The 16534-nt window shown below is 73.5% G+C and carries 16 protein-coding genes and 1 pseudogene; 11 read left to right on the top strand and 6 right to left on the bottom strand.

Annotated elements, in window-relative coordinates; translation table 11 throughout:
* The 5 genes and pseudogenes from WBK31_RS19660 to WBK31_RS19640 all read left to right on the top strand — a co-directional run bounded on the left by WBK31_RS19660 (position 1) and on the right by WBK31_RS19640 (position 4566).
* Positions 1-792 carry an ATP-binding cassette domain-containing protein gene (locus tag WBK31_RS19660; protein WP_364053517.1) on the top strand — a complete coding sequence of 264 codons (792 nt, stop codon included), beginning with the start codon at positions 1-3 and terminating at the stop codon, positions 790-792.
* Positions 783-1967, top strand: coding sequence for a M20 family metallopeptidase (locus tag WBK31_RS19655; RefSeq protein WP_406675373.1), 1185 nt, complete (start codon positions 783-785; stop codon positions 1965-1967). The genes WBK31_RS19660 and WBK31_RS19655 overlap by 10 nt, the downstream gene beginning before the upstream one ends.
* Complete coding sequence (locus tag WBK31_RS19650) at positions 1967-2971, top strand: P1 family peptidase (RefSeq protein WP_406675372.1); 1005 nt, start codon at positions 1967-1969, stop codon at positions 2969-2971. Before WBK31_RS19655 ends, WBK31_RS19650 begins: the two co-directional genes overlap by 1 nt.
* Before the next feature lie 178 nt (positions 2972-3149).
* A pseudogene (locus WBK31_RS19645) lies at positions 3150-3632 on the top strand (aldehyde dehydrogenase family protein); the annotation flags it as partial.
* Positions 3633-3756: 124 nt separating this feature from the next.
* Positions 3757-4566 carry an aldehyde dehydrogenase family protein gene (locus tag WBK31_RS19640; protein ID WP_378788167.1) on the top strand — a complete coding sequence of 270 codons (810 nt, stop codon included), beginning with the start codon at positions 3757-3759 and terminating at the stop codon, positions 4564-4566.
* Between the two features lie 53 nt (positions 4567-4619).
* Here the strand turns inward: WBK31_RS19640 and WBK31_RS19635 are convergent, their stop codons facing one another.
* The 4 genes from WBK31_RS19635 to WBK31_RS19620 form a co-directional block, all read right to left on the bottom strand.
* Entirely contained in the window at positions 4620-5381 is a 762-nt protein-coding gene (locus WBK31_RS19635; RefSeq protein ID WP_364053508.1) for an SDR family NAD(P)-dependent oxidoreductase, read from the bottom strand.
* Positions 5382-5467: 86 nt separating this feature from the next.
* The gene (locus tag WBK31_RS19630; protein WP_406675371.1) at positions 5468-6286 is read right to left on the bottom strand and encodes an SDR family NAD(P)-dependent oxidoreductase; all 819 of its coding nucleotides are present in this window, start codon (positions 6284-6286) and stop codon (positions 5468-5470) included.
* Between the two features lie 261 nt (positions 6287-6547).
* Positions 6548-6742: a DUF1918 domain-containing protein gene (locus WBK31_RS19625; protein ID WP_364053503.1), complete on the bottom strand. Its 195-nt coding sequence runs from the start codon at positions 6740-6742 to the stop codon at positions 6548-6550.
* Between the two features lie 114 nt (positions 6743-6856).
* Positions 6857-7507, bottom strand: coding sequence for a TetR/AcrR family transcriptional regulator (locus WBK31_RS19620; RefSeq protein WP_406675370.1), 651 nt, complete (start codon positions 7505-7507; stop codon positions 6857-6859).
* An 87-nt stretch (positions 7508-7594) separates the two neighbouring features.
* Here WBK31_RS19620 and WBK31_RS19615 point away from each other — a divergent pair, with 87 nt between their 5' ends.
* The 4 genes from WBK31_RS19615 (at position 7595) to WBK31_RS19600 (ending at position 13402) form a co-directional block, all read left to right on the top strand.
* Positions 7595-8548 carry an NAD(P)-dependent alcohol dehydrogenase gene (locus WBK31_RS19615; protein ID WP_406675369.1) on the top strand — a complete coding sequence of 318 codons (954 nt, stop codon included), beginning with the start codon at positions 7595-7597 and terminating at the stop codon, positions 8546-8548.
* 156 nt (positions 8549-8704) lie between these two features.
* Positions 8705-10507 (top strand): hypothetical protein, encoded by a 1803-nt coding sequence (locus WBK31_RS19610; RefSeq protein ID WP_406675368.1) that lies wholly within the window; start codon positions 8705-8707, stop codon positions 10505-10507.
* Entirely contained in the window at positions 10504-12867 is a 2364-nt protein-coding gene (locus WBK31_RS19605; protein ID WP_406675367.1) for a hypothetical protein, read from the top strand. The genes WBK31_RS19610 and WBK31_RS19605 overlap by 4 nt, the downstream gene beginning before the upstream one ends.
* 76 nt (positions 12868-12943) lie before the next feature.
* Positions 12944-13402, top strand: coding sequence for a pyridoxamine 5'-phosphate oxidase family protein (locus WBK31_RS19600; RefSeq protein ID WP_406675366.1), 459 nt, complete (start codon positions 12944-12946; stop codon positions 13400-13402).
* Positions 13403-13424: 22 nt separating this feature from the next.
* Here the strand turns inward: WBK31_RS19600 and WBK31_RS19595 are convergent, their stop codons facing one another.
* Positions 13425-14585, bottom strand: a complete 1161-nt coding sequence (locus tag WBK31_RS19595; RefSeq protein WP_406675365.1) for a methyltransferase domain-containing protein — start codon at positions 14583-14585, stop codon at positions 13425-13427.
* 119 nt (positions 14586-14704) lie between these two features.
* Here WBK31_RS19595 and WBK31_RS19590 point away from each other — a divergent pair, with 119 nt between their 5' ends.
* Positions 14705-14992, top strand: coding sequence for an iron-sulfur cluster biosynthesis family protein (locus WBK31_RS19590; protein WP_364053485.1), 288 nt, complete (start codon positions 14705-14707; stop codon positions 14990-14992).
* A gap of 52 nt (positions 14993-15044) precedes the next feature.
* Here the strand turns inward: WBK31_RS19590 and WBK31_RS19585 are convergent, their stop codons facing one another.
* Positions 15045-16025: an acetylxylan esterase gene (locus tag WBK31_RS19585; RefSeq protein WP_364053482.1), complete on the bottom strand. Its 981-nt coding sequence runs from the start codon at positions 16023-16025 to the stop codon at positions 15045-15047.
* Between the two features lie 115 nt (positions 16026-16140).
* On the opposite strand from WBK31_RS19585, the gene WBK31_RS19580 reads away from it, so the two are divergent.
* Complete coding sequence (locus WBK31_RS19580) at positions 16141-16413, top strand: hypothetical protein (RefSeq protein ID WP_378788178.1); 273 nt, start codon at positions 16141-16143, stop codon at positions 16411-16413.
* The last annotated feature ends 121 nt before the right edge of the window (positions 16414-16534 follow it).

The raw sequence follows: 16534 nt of genomic DNA, 5'->3' as shown, positions 1-16534 counted from the left end.
ATGCCAGGCACCCCGCTGATCGAGGTCACCGGCCTCACCCGCGTCTACCGCCGCCCCCGCACCTCGCTGACCAGGCCCGGCGCGGAAGTGCGCGCGCTGCGCGACGTCTCCCTGACCGTGCACCGCGGCGAGCGCTTCGGCATCGTCGGCGAGTCCGGCTCCGGCAAGTCCACCCTGCTGCGCCTGCTGTGCGGCCTCGACCGGCCCACCTCGGGCAGCATCCGCTTCGACGGGCGGGAGATCACCGGCCTGCCCGAGCGCAGGCTGCGCTTCCTGCGCGAGAACCTCCAGATCGTCTTCCAGGACCCGCTCAGCTCGCTCGACCCGCGCATGCGCGTCCGCGACCTCATCGCCGAGCCGCTCGTCGCGCTCGGCCTGCCCGTGGACGACCGGGTCACCGAGCTGCTGGAGGCCGTCGGGCTGCCCGCCGACGCGGCCGAGCGCTACCCGCACCAGTTCTCCGGCGGGCAGCGCCAGCGCATCGCCATCGCCCGCGCGCTCGCGCCCAGGCCCGCGGTGCTGGTCGCCGACGAGCCGGTCAGCGCGCTGGACGTCTCCGTGCGCGGGCAGATACTCAACCTGCTCACCGACCTCGCCGACGAGCTGGGGCTCACGCTCGTGTTCGTCTCGCACGACCTGTCGGTGGTGCGGCACGTGTGCGAGACCGTGGCGGTCATGCGGCAGGGAGAGATCGTCGAGACCGGGCCCGTGGACGACGTCTGGGCCGCGCCCGCCCACCCGTACACGCGGGCGCTGCTGGAGGCCGTACCGACGCTGGAGGGATGGACATGATCGAGGTCGACGCCGACGGAGTGGTGGAGTTCACGCAGGCGCTGGTACGCATCCCCAGCACCAACGACCCGGCGAAGGGCCGCTCGGAGCAGCCCGCCGCCGACCTGGTCGCGGCCAAGATGCGCGAGTGGGGCTGGGACCCCGTCGTGTACGAGGCCGCGCCCGGCCGCCCCAACGTGGTCGCCGTGGTCGAGGGCGGCGGAGGGCCGGGCCCGACGCTGATGTTCGAGGGGCACACCGACGTCGTCACCGAAGGCGACCTGTCCTCCTGGACCGTCGACCCGTTCGGCGGCGAGATCCGCGACGGGAAGCTGTGGGGCAGGGGCAGCGCCGACATGAAGTCCGGCCTGGCCGCCACCCTCTACGCCACCCGCGCGCTGCAGCTCGCTGGACCGTTCCCCGGCCGGATCAAGGTGTGCGCCCTGGCCGACGAAGAGGGCCTGATGATCGGCGCGCACCACTTCGTCTCCGAGGGCCTGGCCGCCGACGTGGACGGCGCCATCGTCGCCGAGCCGGAGGCGGGCGAGATCTGCGCCGTCGCCAAGGGCGCGCTGCGGCTGCGCGTGGACCTCACCGGCAAGATGGCGCACGGCGCGATGCCGCAGCACGGCCGCAACCCCATCCAGGCCGCGGGGCCGCTGCTCGTCGAGCTGCGCGCGCTGCAGGACGAGCTGCAGGCCCGCCACCCCGCCCACGAGCACCTCGGCGAGGTGTACGTCACCCCGACCGTGCTTCAGGCGGGCTCGCAGGAGCAGGTCAACGTCATCCCCGCCGTCGCCTCGGTCTTCGTGGACGTGCGCACCATCCCCGGCGTCGAGCACAAGGACATCGCCGACCGGGTCGCCGCGCTGGCCGCCTATGACGGGATCACCGCCGAGGTGAGCGTGCTGGTGGACCGGCCGCCGGTGGACGTGCCCGTGACCGATCCCGTGGTCGCCGCGCTCGCCGCCGCCCACCGTACGGTGACCGGCGAGGAGCCCGTCTACGGCGGCGTGCCGGGCAGCACCGACGGCACCGTGCTGACCCACTGGGGCGGCATCCCGTCCGTCGTGTACGGCCCCGGCGGCAAGTGGATCGCCCACCAGGCCGACGAGTACGTCGAGATCGACGACATCGTGCGCTGCACCCGCGTCTTCGCCGAGGCCGCCAGGCGCTTCCTCACCGGGGACCACTGATGCGGCCGGGACCGGCCAACTGCCTGTCCGACGTGGCCGGGCTGAGCGTCGGACACCACCAGCGCACCGACGGCGGCCACCGCACCGGCACCACCGTCGTGCTCTGCTCGGGGGACGGGGCGGTGGCCGGGGTGGACGTGCGCGGTGCCGCGCCGGGCACCAGGGAGACCGAGCTGCTCGACCCGCGCAACCTGGTCGAGCGGGTGCACGCCGTGGTGCTGACCGGCGGCAGCGCGTACGGGCTCGCGGCCGCGTGCGGCGTGGTGGACCGGCTGGCCGACGCCGGCATCGGCTATCCGGTGGCGGGCGGCGTGGTGCCGATCGTGCCCGCCGCCGTCATCTTCGACCTCGGCCGCGGCGGCGACTTCCGCGCCACCCCCGATCCCTCCTTCGGCGCCGCCGCCTACGACGCGGCCCTGGCCGGGGGCGTCCCGGGCCAGGGCAGCGTGGGCGCGGGCACCGGGGCCGTGGCGGGCGGGCTGGCCGGCGGAGCCGGGACGGCGAGCGCCGTGCTCGACGACGGCACGACCGTGGCCGCGCTGAGCGTGGTCAACGCGGCGGGCTCCGTACTCGACCCTCTCGACGGCACGCTCGCGGGGGTCCGCTACGGCCTGCCCGGCGAGTTCGGCCACCTCCAGGTCCCCGACCCCGCCGAGGTGGCCGCCTGGGCGCCCGTGCGGGCGCCGTCGTTCAACACGACGATCGGCGTCGTCGCCACCGACCGCACGCTCACCAAGGCCCAGTGCGGCAAGCTGGCCGCGGTCGCCCACGACGGCCTGGCCAGGGCGATCAGGCCCGCCCACACCATGACCGACGGCGACACCGTCTTCGGCCTGGCCACCTGCGCGGCCCCCGCCCCCGACCACGACGCCTTCCAGGACATGCTCGCGGCGGCGGCCGACGCGTTCAGCCGCGCCGTCGCGCACGCCGTCCTGGCCGCCACCGGCCGCGACGGAGCGCCCGCGTACCTCGACGTGTTCCCGAGCGCCAGGAGGCCGTCGTGAGCGGTGCGCGCCCCCCGCTCGAAGCGTCTCCCAGCGGTGCGGCGCGTGCATCCGCGCTCGGCACGTTCCCGAGCGCCGCCGCGCGTGCGCCCGCGCCCGGCGCGCCCCTGAGCGCCCCCATGCGCTCGCGGGGCCGCCGTCCGAGTCTCAACGTTGTTCCAACCCTGAGGAGGCGGTCATGAAGCAGGAGTGGCCCGGCGGGCTGCCCATCGGCGGCGGCTGGGTGGAGACCGCGGACACCACCGGCGTCATCTTCCCCTACGACGGCTCCACGGTGGCGGCCGCGCCGCTCGGCACGCCCGAGCTGGCGGCGCGCGCCCTGAACGCCGCGCTGGACGTCGCCCCGGAGATGGCGGCGCTGCCCTCGCACGCCCGCCGCGCCGCGCTGACCGGCGCCCGCGACGCCCTGCGCGAGCGGCGCGATGACGTCGAGCGGCTGCTGGTGCTGGAGACCGGCAAGCCGCTGGTGGACTGCCGGGTGGAGGTGGACAGGACGCTCGTGACGCTGGAGACCGCCGCCGAGGAGGTCGCCCGGCTGCACGGCGAGACCGTGCCGCTCGACCTGCTGCCGTCCGGCGAGGGCCTGGTCGGGTTCTGGACGCGCCGCCCCATCGGCGTCGTCGTCGGCATCACCGGCTTCAACTATCCGCTGCTTCTTGCCGCCCACAAGATCGCCCCGGCGGTCGCGGCGGGCTGCCCCGTGATCGTCAAGCCGGCCCCGCCACCCCGCTCGCCACGCTCTGGCTGGTGCACCTGCTCAGGGAGGCGGGCCTGCCCCGGCCGGCGTGCAGCTCGTCACCGGCGACGTGGAGGTGGGCCGGCGGCTGGTGGAGGACCGGCGGATCGGCGCGGTCTCCTTCACCGGCTCGGCCGCCGCCGGCCACGCCATCGCCCGCTCGGCCGCCCCCACCAAGGTGCTGCTCGAACTCGGCTCGAACGCGGCGCTCGTCGTGGCCGCCGACGCCGACATCGAGGCCGCGGCCGACGCGGTCGTCAGAGGCGGCTACTACGCCTCCGGCCAGGCGTGCATCTCCGTGCAGCGGGTGCTGGTCGAGGAGAGCGTGGCGGAGCCGTTCACGGCGCTGCTCGCCGCGAAGGTCAAGGGCGTCACCGTCGGCGACCCGCGCCTGCCCGGGACCCGCGTCGCGCCGCTCATCGACCCCGCCGCCACCGACCGCGTCCTCGACTGGATCGCCGCCTCCGGGGCCGAGGTGGTCACCGGCGGGCACCGCGAGGGGCGGGCCATCGCGCCGACCGTGCTGTCCGGGGTGCCGGACGGCGCCGCCGCCTGGGAGGAGGAGATCTTCGGGCCCGTCGTGTGCGTGCGCCCCGTGCCCTCGCTGGACGCCGCGTTCGACGCCGTCAACGCCTCACGGTACGGCCTGCACGCCGCCGTCTTCACCCGCTCGCTGGCCACGGCGTTCGCCGCCATCGACCGCATCGAGGCCGGGGGAGTGGTGGTCAACGAGGTGCCGGGGTTCCGTGCGGACAACATGCCGTACGGGGGCGTCAAGGACTCCGGTGCGGGGCGCGAGGGGCCCAGGTTCGCCATCGAGGAGCTGACCGTCACCCGCATGGCCATCATCCGGCCGTAGCAGCGAGCACCCGGCCTCCCGCGCGGCCGACGGCGGGGAGGCCGGGGGAGCGGTCAGTTGGGCGGGTCGAAGCGGCCGTCCACGGCGGTCCAGCCGCCGTCCACGTACAGGACGGAGCCCGTCACGAAGCTGGCCGCGTCGCTCGCGAGGTACACCACCGCGCCCGCCATCTCCTCGGGCGCGGCCCACCGGCCGAGCGCGCTCTTGGCGGCGTAGGCGTCGTACCAGGCGGGGTTGTCCTTGATCTGCCGGGTCAGCGGGGTCTCCACGACGCCGGGCGCGATGGCGTTGACCCGCACGCCGCTCGGCCCGAACTCGGCCGCCGCCGTCCGCAGCAGCTGCACCAGGCCGGCCTTGGTCGCCGAGTAGACGCCCTGGCCCGGCTCGGTGACGGAGGCGCGGATGGAGGCGAAGCCGATGATCGATCCGCGTCCCCGCTCGACCATGCCGGCTCCGAAGGCGCGTACGACGTCGAAGGAGGCCCGCAGGTTGAGGTTCACCACGCGGTCGAACTCCTCGCCGGAGTAGTCGAGCAGCCGCTTGCGCACGTTCGTGGCCGCGGTGAACACCAGCACGTCCGCCGGCTCCTCGGCGGCGAGCGCCCGCACCGCATCGCCGTCGAGCACGTCGAGCAGCCGGGCGCTGCCGCCGCACCCTTCGGCGGTCTCGGTGGCGGTGGCGAGGTCGCGGTCGGCGCAGATCACGTGAGCGCCGTGGGCGGACAGCGCCAGCGCCGCCTCCCTGCCGATGCCGCTTCCGGCGCCGATCACCACGGCCCGCCGCCCGTCCAGGCGGAACAACGTGTCATATTTCATACGACGCACCTTAGCCGCATGCCGATGTGATCAAAGGGGCAGGTGAGGCGGGCGACGCTCGGCATCCGGTCGGCTCCCGCGACGGTTCAGCATCCGGTCAGCTCCCGCGACAGGGCGCGCAGCCGGGCCCGCGCCTCCGGATCGTACGCCTGCTCCAGCGCCCGAGCGGGCCGCAGCCCGTCGTAGAAGCGCCCGGACACCTCGTCCAGCTCCGGGTCCGTGACGAGCCGCGAGGTGGCCTCCACGCCCTCGCGCAGCTCGCTCAGCGGCGCCGCCGTCACCATCTTGGTCGGCATGTACGTCGCCGGGTGCAGCGCGTTGGCCGTCACCCCGGTGCCCGCCAGCTCCTCGGCCAGATCGACGGTGAACATGATCTGGGCCAGCTTGCTCTGCGTGTAGGCCCGGCCACCGCTGTAGCCCTTGAGCAGCATCACGTCGTCGAAGTCGATGGGCGACTGCCCGAGGCTGCTGACGTTGACGATCATCGCGGGCGCCGCCGCCTTCAGCACCGGCAGCAGCAGCCGGGTCAGCAGATATCCGGACAGGTAGTTGACCGCGAACCGCAGCTCGTGGCCGTCGGCGCTCTCCTGCCGCGCCGGGCCGCCGGGCACCGTGGCGCCGATGCCGGCGTTGTTGACCAGCGTGTCGAGCCCTCCGTGCGCGGCGGCGACCGCGGCGGCCAGCTCGCGTACCTCGGCGAGCGAGGCCAGGTCGGCGCGGTACCAGTGCAGCCGGGCTTCGGGCACGCGGGCGCGGATCTCCGCCATCGTGGCCCGCCCGCGCTCGTCGTCGCGGCCGTGCAGCAGGACGGTAGCGCCGCGCTCCGCCAGGTCGGCGGCCAGCGCGCGGCCGAGCCCGTCGGTCGCGCGCGTGACGAGGATCGTGCGCTGCTCCATGGGGCGCATGGCTGCCTCCTGATCGTCCGTGCGGTTCCGACGCTATCGCGCCGTGCCGCGTACGGACGCCGCGCCCTCAAGAGCGCCGTGCGACGCGCCCTCACCGGGCTCACGCGACGCGCCCCTACGGGCTCGTGTGGCTCTCCCCTCATCAAGGGCCCGCGCGACCTCGCCGTCAGAGGGCGGCGGGCCGCGCGACCTCCTTCAGACCTCCTCAGAAGCTCCTCAGAAGCTCCTCAGGAGCCTTCTGGCGGCCTCCTGGGCCCCCGGTCAGTCCTGCCTCTCGGCCGGGACGATGACGGCGTCGGGCCCGGGGAAGACGAACTGCTCGTGGCCGTCGGGGAAGCGCACGACGTAGGGCGGCGCGCCCTCCGGCCCCCGGACCTCGATGATCTCGCCCTCCCTGTCGCCCTGGCCGACGACATTGCCGTGGATGACCAGCTTGTCACCGGTCTTCGCATGCATGGCGGGCTCCTCTCAGCCGGACATTTCGTCAACGTTGAGGTGCGCTACTTCCACCTACTTCCACCTTGCAACATGCCGTCCGTCCCGCAAAGCGGCGGCCCGGTGACACGGACGTCAGGACCGTGTGACGAGAGCGTGCGTGAGCCGCAGCGGCGCGGGCGGCGGCAGCGGTGCGGCGTTCCCGGCGCGGAACGCCTGCAGCATGTACGCCACCAGCCGCCGCGACGCGACCGCCGCCGGCTCGCCCGCCATCGCGGCGACCCCGCAGTTGGCCTGCAGCAGTACGACCAGGTCGGCGATGGCGAAGTCGGCGCGCAGCCGCCCGGCGGCCTTGGCCCTGCGCACGACCTCGGCCAGGCCCTGCTCGGCCCGCCGCCGCATGCGCTCGAAGTCGATCGCCTCGGGGAAGGCCGTCATGAACGCGGCGGTGAACCCCTTGTCGGCCACCTGCATCGCGCACACCTTCTCCACCAGCGTCTGGAACGCGTGCCACGGGTCGGGGTCGGCCAGCGCCTCGTCCACCGCTCCCGCGCACTCGGCGACCTGGTCGGAGAACACCTCCGTCACCAGCGACTTGCGCGAGGGGAAGCGCCGGTAAAGCGTGGCGACGCCCACCCCGGCCCGCCGCGCGATGGCCGCCATCGGCACGTCGAGACCGCGCGTCGCGAACGCCTCCCTGGCCGCGTCGAGTATCCGATCCCGATTGTGCCGGGCGTCCGCCCGCAGCTCCCGGCGATCGGCGATGTGAGAGCGATGACCAGGCATGTTTCTCACATTAGCGTAAGTGGATGGTGTCATCCGTTTAGCTGTCAGAGACACCCGAAGCGAAAGGGAATGAGCACAGTGAACGAGATGCGCGCGGTCCTGTTCGACCGGTACGGCCCGCCCGACGTGCTGTACGTCGGCACGCTCCCGAAGCCGGTCCCCGGCCCCGGCGAGGTGCTGGTGCGCGTGCACGCGGGCAGCGTCAACGGCGGCGACCTGCACGGCAGGGCGGGCGAGGTGCGCCTGGTGACGGACGTGAAGCCGCGCGGCTGGCCGAAGCCGCTCGGGCTGGACTTCGCCGGCGAGGTCGCCGGGCTGGGTCCCGGTGTCACCGGCCCGAAGGAGGGCGACCGGGTGTGGGGCGTGCTCGGCAGGACGTTCGGCAGCCTCGCCGAGTACATCGTCGTGCGCCCCGGCGTCATCGCCCTGATGCCGTCCGGGCTGGATCATGTGCAGGCGGCGGCCCTGCCCGTGGGGGCGGTGGCGATCACCGCGCTGCGCGACAAGGCCCGGCTGCGCCCCGGCGAGCGGCTGCTCGTCCGCGGTGGCAGCGGCGGCGTCGGGCACCTCGCCGTACAGCTCGGCAGGGCGTACGGGGCACACGTCACCGCGCTCGCCGGGGCCCGCACGCTGGACTTCGTCCGCGACCTCGGCGCGCACGAGGCGTACGACTACGCGACCACGGACCCATCCGAGCTGGGCCGCTTCGACGTGATCCTCGACACCGTCGGCGCCGATCAGCCGGCCTACCACCGCCTGCTCGCGCCGGGCGGGCGCATGGTGGCGATCGCGTTCGACCTGCGCCGCCCCGTCTCCTCGCTGGCCTTCATCGCCGCGTCGGCCCGCCACGGACGCTCCCGCGTGCGCTTCTTCAGCGGGAAGCCCTCACACGGGCTGCTCACCGACCTGGCCCGCCACGTCGAGAAGGGCGAGCTGCGGCCGGCCGTGGACCGGGTGTTCCCGCTCGACGAGGCGGCCGCCGCGCACCGGGCGCTGGAGGCGGGCGGCGTACGCGGCAAGATCGTCATAAGAGTGGCCTGAACTCGCCCGTATCCCCTGACCTGCGGCGAAACCCGACAGCACGGAAAAATTGGAGTCCCATGTCCGGAGGAGTTTGACGCCCTGTGAGGATATGTGGTCATCTCGTGACCAATGTTTCTGAAGGGATGAACCGAGACTAGGTCGGGGAAACGCTCAATGCCGCACGCCCTCCTGCGCGTGCTCGTTTCGACGACGATCGCGGGCACGGCCCTGACGGCCGTGCCACCGGCGGCCCAGGCGGGAACCGTGCCGACGCCGGCCCAGGCCGGAACCGTGCCGACGCCGGCCCAGGCCGGACCGCAGACCCCGGCGCAGGTGCGGGCCAGGCCCACGGCGGTGCGCGCCACGCCCGTACCGGCCATGGAGGAGCCGCCTCCCGCCGTCGTCACCGTCGCGCGCCGGCCCTCGCTCGCCCTGCGGCCGGTCGGAGACCAGCGGGTGGGGCCGGGCGCGCCGGAGGTGACCACGCCCGCGGGCCCCGGCCTGGCCGGCCAGATCACTTCGGGCGCCGCCGCCGTGCAGGAGCAGCAGGGGTACGGCAGGGGAGTGCCCGACGCGGGGAACGTGCTGCCCGACACCTCGCGGGCCCGCCCGCTCGGGCTGGCCAAGGCGACCGAGCGGGCCGGCAAGGCGGTCGACGACCTCGGCAAGACGCTGGGCAAGGTCACCTCCAAGGTGCTGCCGAAGACCACCACGTCGCTGTCGGACTCGGCGGCCAAGACGGTCTCGGGGGTGACGTACCGGCTGTGCGTGGAGAGCGCCGACGTGCCGGTGTCCTGCTCGGCCCGCCGGCCCGTCGCCGTGCCGATGTACGCCGACGTCACCGGCGACGACAAGCCCGACCTGGTCGCCAACCTGGTGCCCGCCACCGAGCCGGGCAAGGGCGTGGCCGGCGTGACGTTCACCGTCAAGCGGCTGGGCAAGCGGAACCTCAAGGCGCAGGTCTGGGCCGAGTACGACGGCAAGGTCTCGGTCGGCTTCGACGGCCTGCGCCGCGGCTCCTCGCTGTCGGCCTCCGACAAGGGCACGTTCACCGTGGATCTGGCGGGCAAGCGGGTCAAGGCCGTCGTCCAGCGCAAGGAGCCCGGAGCGTCCGCCGCCCTGGTCGCCGGGCTGAAGGGCCGCAACTCCGTCAGCCTCCGCCAGACCCCGGCCACCTCGCAGCTGACCGTGAACGCCGCGCTCGGCGAGCCCTCGCTCGACGTCGCCGCCTCCGCTCCCGCCCGGCTGGAAGCGCTCGCCGTGACCGGCCGCCGCTTCACCCACGCCGTGCTCGACCGCATGGGCCCCCGCGCCCAGGTCCGCGTCTCCGGCGGCAAGATCACCTTCACCAGCCCCACCTCCGTGGGCCGGGCCGAGCTGGACGACCTCTCCTACCGCGACGGCCGCCTGTCGCGCGTCATCCGCGTCGACATGGACCGGGTGCCGCCCTCCTTCACCGCCCGCTACCGCTCGGCGAACAAGAAGCAGACGCTCTCGGCCGCCACCGCCAAGGGCGGCGCAGGCCGCTCCGACATCGTCTTCTACGACCGCGCCGCCGGGCAGACCGTGATCAAGGCGCGGCTCAGCGCCGTGCCCGCCCGGGTCAACGTGGTCAACGACATGGCCGCGCACCGCGTCACGCACAGCTCCAGCGCGCCCATCAAGGACTTCGCCGTGGTGCTGCAGCGCGGCGGCGGCGCGATCTCCACCCCGCGCGGCGACCACGTCACCATGATCAAGGACGGCGCCGCGATCGGGGTGTCCGGCAGGCTGTCGGGGCTGCGCGGCTTCGACGTCACCTACGGGGCCACGCCGCACGCCCACCTCGACGCCGCGGCGGGCGGCGGGGCGTTCCTGGGCGCGGCGAGCATCGACCGCACCCATCTCGCCCGCCTGGAGCTGTCCAACACGCCCGCCACCGTGGACGTCACCCTCGACCCCGCCGCGCGCAAGGCCGTCTACCGGCAGGCGGCGTGATCGGCACGATGCGGGCCGCGTACGCGAACGTCAAGTCCGGCCCCACCGTGGACGGCACCGTGCTCGGCGTACGCGACAACGTGGAGGCGTCATGGGCGCTCGGCGAACGCTCCACGGTCAAGGTCGAGTCGTCGGGCAAGGTGCGGTCGGTGCGGATTTATGCCAATAAAGCGCACGTGACGACGCCGTCCGGCGAGGACGTCCGCGCCGTCGTCGAAGGCGTGCGCAAGCGCGCGGAACTCGTCGCCGACACCAAGGCCCAGACCCTCACCTGGGACTCCGACGGACCGGTGTCGAAGGTGACCGCGCTGGCCAGGGTGAAGCTGGGCGACCGGTACGCCAGGGCCGCGGCCCAGGTCACCGGCGTGCCCGCCAAGTTCGACGCCTCGTGGGCGGCCGGGTCGTACCGCTTCCGCGGGCTGTCCGGCCCGGTAGGGTCGGCGGAGCTCGCCTTCACCAACCACGACCGCGCCACCTCGCCCGCGGGCCCGCACCTCGCCGCGCACTACGACCGGGCCAGCGGCGACCTCGACGCCAGCGTACGGGTCGAGAAGCTGAAGCAGGTCGAGCTCACCCCGTCCCCGCAGGGTCTCACCGCCGGCCTGGACGCCGCAGGACGCCGCATCACCGTGGACGCCGACATCCGGCAGGGCGACGACCGCTTCGGCCTCGCCGGCACCGTCGGTCCCGTGCCCGGCCGCTTCTCGGTCGCCTCCGAGGGAGGCAAGCTCACCTACACCGGCTCCCCGCTCGATGTGCAGGCCCGCGCCTGGCTCGGCAAGGCCGCCGCGCTCAGCCGCATGCGCGCCGCGCCCGCCGTGTCCGGCGGCGTGTCGCTGGTGGACGGCGCCTGCACGCCCGGACGCCCGGGCTGCGCGCAGGGGGCCTTCTGCGTGGCCCAGCGCGGCTGCTTCGGCCTGCAGGGCTACCTCGACGTCAGCGGCCTGCCCGAGCAGGTGACGGTGGACCTCGGCGGCAAGACGTTCGCCTTCTCCGGCTTCCGTCCCAAGAACCGCTCCCTCGACGTCTACCTCGCCAGCAGCGTGCTGTCGCCGGTGCCCGTCAAGGCCAGGGCCAAGCTGGCCGGGCTGCCCGAGAAGATCACCGGCATGTCGCTCGGGCCGATCTCGGTGTCGCAGGGCAACGCGGTGCAGGCCGCGTACAAGATCGAGCCCGCCGCCACGCTCGGCGCGCTGTCGGTGCGGGCCGAGGCCGCAGGGCTGCGCGGCCGGCTCGCCATCGACCCGGTGCCCGCCTCCATGGCCTTCCAGGGCACGTACGGGGCCAAGACCCGCATCAGGGTCACCAACTCCGCGCCCGTCAAGCACCTCAGCGCCAAGGTCACGCTGCCCGGCAAGGGCACCGGCGAGCTGCGCTTCTCCGACGTGCCCGCGGTCTTCGGCGTGGACGCCGACGCCTCGGCGGCCGGGCTGAGCGTGCCCGCCGTCACGTACAAGGCGGTCGGGGGCGTCAACACGCTCGACGGGCGGCTCAGCGTCGAGGGCGGCCTGGTGGACCCGTCGGGGCGGCTCGGCGACGTCGCGTTCTCCGTGCGCGACCTGGCCGCCGACACGACCATCAGGCTCAACCCCGACCAGTCACTCGACCTGGTCTCCAAGCCGGTGCCCACAGGACGCATCACCGTACGCGGCGGGCTGCGCATCGACGGCATGCCCGCGCAGAAACTCGCCGTGGACAAGGAGGTCCCCCACACCGGCGGCTTCCTCACCTATCACGTCGGCGGCAGGTTCGGGCTGCGCAAGAGCTCGGTCGAGCAGGTCACGTTCACCATCTCCCGCATGTCGTGGCTGCGGCTGCGGCCCGGCAAGATCCCGTTCGGGCTCAAGGCGCCCGCCGCGATCGGGTACGTCGCACCCGGCTTCGAAGGGTCGTACGGCACCGTCAAGATCGCCGCCAAGGGCGTGGACCTGCGGCCGGACGTCAAGCTGGACATCAAACTGAGCCGCGAGATCGGCGCCGACGTCTTCCGCCAGTCGGTCCGCATCGGCCGCACCACCTCGCTCGCCCTGCGCCGCTACGACCAGCGCATGCGGCGCATCGGGGCCAAGCAGCAGATCAAGGCCGCCGGCATCAGCCTCGCCTGCGTGACCGTGGACGCCAAGCCGGGCTTCGCGGCCGGCGGCGGCGCCGCCAACAGGATCACGCTGCGCGGCGCGGACGGGCCCCAGATGGTGTCGCTGCTCGACCCGGGCGGTCAGGTGCCCGACTACGCGGTGGACCTGCTCACGCACTTCATGAGCCCGTTCCCGGGCGCGGAGTGGAAGGTGGCCGGGCTGGACGCCGGGTCCTGCGGGCCCGGCAAGAACGGCAAGCCCGCCGGGCGCGGCGACGACCGCTGAGTTCTCGTCCATAATGTCGGATCAAGTCACGCCCGCCGCCCGCGGCCGTGACGACCGCCCGACAGGAGAGGAACGCATGACCGCCCCCGCCCCGCGCAGCCCGCACCAGCGCAAGCAGGACACCCTGCACCGGCTCGAACACGACGTGGACGCCTGGGTGGCCACCGCGAGCGCCGACGGGACGCCGTACATGGTGCCGCTGTCATTCCTCTGGGACGGCGAGTCGCTGATCGTCGCCACCACCGCCGCCAGCCCCACGGGGCGCAATCTGCTGGCCAACGGCAAGGTCCGGGTCGGCATCGGGCTGGTGCGCGACGTGGTGCTCGTCGAGGGCACCGCACGCGCCACGCCGGCCGGTGAGCTGCCCGCCGAGGCCGGCGACGCGTTCGCGGCCAAGGCCGGGTTCGACCCGCGTAAGGAGCCCGAGTCGTACTACTACTTCCACATCACGCCGCTCCGCATCCAGGCGTGGCGTGAGGCGAACGAGCTGGCGGGCCGCACGCTGATGCGCGACGGCCGCTGGACCGTCGAGTGACCTTCCGCTGCCTTGCCGGAGGTCAGGACGGGAGGGTGACGGCCAGCGCCGTATGGCGCTTGCGGAGGACGAGCGGCCCTGAGACGTCCGTACCGGCCGGATAGGCGTCGATGCGCAGACCGGCCGGCTGCGGGCGTCCTGCGCCCGTCCAGGCCCGCACATGGGCGGCCAGCTCGCGGGCGAGCCGCTCACCGTCCGGCCCGTGGCCGCGCACGACGGGATCGCCGTGCAGGGGGAGGAGCGCGAGGCCGCCGGGCTCTGCGATCCCGGCGCTGAAACCGTGGCCGGCGCCCATGACCGTGCACCAGCGCGGCTCGTGCAGCGCAAGCCACATCGGCACGCCCGTACGGTGCCCCGCATCCCACGGGCCGCCGTCCTGCGGCGTATCGGGATCGCTCAGGAGGCCGTCCAGGGAGAGCTCGGCAGCGGTGTCGCCGAGCGCCGCCGCCACATCGCCGAGCTCGCGCGGCTCCGGCAGCGACATCACCACGTACGGATCCCGGCTCACGACCTCGGTCACCTCGGTGCCCGAGAGCGGCCCGCGCATCCGCATGAAACCGCACGGCAGCACCGACCGGCTCGTCCAGCGGCCGCCGTCGCGCTCCAGAGCCACCGACAGCTGCAGGCCGTTGACGTCGAGCGGCACCACCAGCCGCCCGCCGGGCGCGAGCTGCTCCGTCCAGGCGGGCGCGAGGTCCCAGACGCCCACGGTGGCGATCAGCCGGTCGTACGGGGCCCGCTCGGGGTGGCCTTCGGCGCCGTCCCCGCACACCACCTCGACCTGCGGCAGCCCGGCCTCGTTCAGATGGGCGCGCGCCTCGGCCGTGATATCGGCGTCGATGTCGAGACAGACCACCAGGCCGCCGGGCTCCGCCAGCCGGGCCAGCAGCGCCGCGTTGTAGCCGGTGCCCGCCCCGATCTCCAGCACCCGGTGCCCCGGCCGCACGTCGAGCTGGTCGAGCATGGCGGCCATGATCGTGGGCTGCGACGAGGAGCTGGTCGGCCGGCCCGCGTCGTCGCGCCGGGTGACGATCGGCTCGTCGCGGTAGGCCTCCTCCGGCGGGACGTGCGGCACGAAGAGGTGGCGCGGCACCGCGCGCATGGCCGCCGCGACCCGCTCGCCCACCTCCTGCTGCTCTGTGAGCTTCGCCACCATGGATTCCCGCAAGCCGGTCAGATCCATGCGGTCATTGTCCACCGCGACCGGAAGGGCGCGTAAAGAAAACCGTCGGAGAGGGTTGAGCGGCGATCCAGAGGGAAGGGCAGCCAATTCATGTACGTCGAACGTGAGGAGGAGCCGTAGTGCTCACCCTGACAGCCAACGCAGCCCAGGCCATCCGCGATCTCACAGCGGCGGCGCCCGAACCCTCCCAGAGCGGGATCCGCATCTCGGCCCAGGGAGAGGGCGCCGGCTCGCTCACCCTGACCCTGGCCACCGCCCCCGAACCGGCGGACGCGGTGGTCGAGTCCGAAGGGGCACGCGTCTACCTCGACCCCGTGGCCGCGACCGTGCTCGAAGACAAGTCCCTGGACGCCGGATCCGACGACCAGGGCAGCGTGTCGTTCCTGGTCACCGACAAGCCCGCCTGAGGCGGCCTCGCCGCGCCGGGGCGACACCGGCGCGGCGAGGTCCCCGGCACCGTCAGCCGTCGGAGAAGAGCTTGTGCAGGTAGCGCACCTGCTCCTCCGACTGGTAGCCGCCGCCGCCCTCGTGGTTGTTCCACGGCCAGACCGTGATCTCCTTCGGGCCCTGCCAGTGGTTGTAGGCGGCGAACACCGTGGACGGCGGGCAGATGTCGTCCATCAGCGCCACCGAGTACAGCGCCGGCACCGTGCCGCGGGCCGCGAAGTTCATTCCGTCGAAGTACGACAGCGTGCGGAACACCTGGTCGGCAGTGTCACGCCGGGTCGCCAGGAAGCGCACCAGCTCCTGGTACGGGTCGCGCGGCGTGATCTCCACCGCCCGCCGGAAGTGCGACAGGAACGGCACGTCGATCAGCGCCGCCTTCACGCCCTGGTGCAGCGCGGCCGTGGCCTGCGCGATCGCGCCGCCCTGGCTGCCGCCCGCCACCACGATCCGGCTCGCGTCCACCGAGGGATGCTGCGCCGCCGCGTCCACCGCCCGCACCGCGTCGGTGAACACCCGGCGGTAGTAGTACTCGGCGGGGTCGAGGATGCCGCGCGTCATCATGCCGGGCGCCTGCGAGTTCGAGCTGCCGTGCGGGTCGCCGGTGACGCCGGGGCTGTTGACGTTCGCGCCACCGTGGCCGCGCGTCTCCATCACGAACACCGCGTACCCGGCGGCCGGCCACAGCAGGTGATCCTTCGGGAAACCGCGGCCACCGCTGTAGCCGATGTAGTGCACCACGCACGGGATCTGGCCCTCCGTGCCGTGCGGCAGCAGGAACCAGCCGTTGATGCGGTGCCCGCCCCACCCGGCGAACGACACGTCGAACACGTCCACGGTCTTGAAGGGCAGGTCGTACGGGACGTACTCGGCGGCCAGGTCGTGCTCCCTGGCCTCGGAGAGGGTCGCCGTCCAGAACGCGTCGAAGTCGGCGGGCTCGTCGCGGTCGGGGAGGTAGGTACGGAGCTGCTCCAGGGGCAGGTCGAACAGTGGCACTGTGGTTACTCCAGCTGTGTAGAGAGGTTCCTGCTATTTCATCCCAAACCGATGGAAAGCGCTATCCCGCCTGCTTCATCCGCTCAAAGTGCGAAATATGGGTAGGCGCTGGGCCGTGAGCGAACATGTTATCGAGGTCCCCTCTTCGCACCTCCGCCCCGGTTTGGTGCTCGATGTGCCCGCCGGCACCCGCGACTTCCTCGTCCTCATCGGCGACACGGACTCCCGCGCGCAGCTCCTCAACGACGAGACGGGCCTGCCGCTGCTCAGGGTGGGCGGCTACATGACGGCCGACGGGGCGGTGATCGACGAACGCGTGTGGACCGTCCGCGAATCCGTCCGCCACGGCAACCGCCTCCACCTCCACCTCGGCCCCTCCATCCCCTGACCGGGCCTGAAGACCCCCTGACCGGGCCTGAAGACGGAACCCGGCCTGGGCGGACGAGAAGCGGGCCGGTCGGAGCCGGAGGCAGGCCGGCCGGGCCTGACCGCGGCACCGCTCGCGGCGG

The organism is Nonomuraea sp. N2-4H, from assembly GCF_045291505.1.
GTDB lineage: Bacteria > Actinomycetota > Actinomycetes > Streptosporangiales > Streptosporangiaceae > Nonomuraea > Nonomuraea fastidiosa.
The sequence above is the reverse complement of the archived record's forward strand: the minus strand, read 5'-3'. Positions and strand labels throughout refer to the sequence as shown.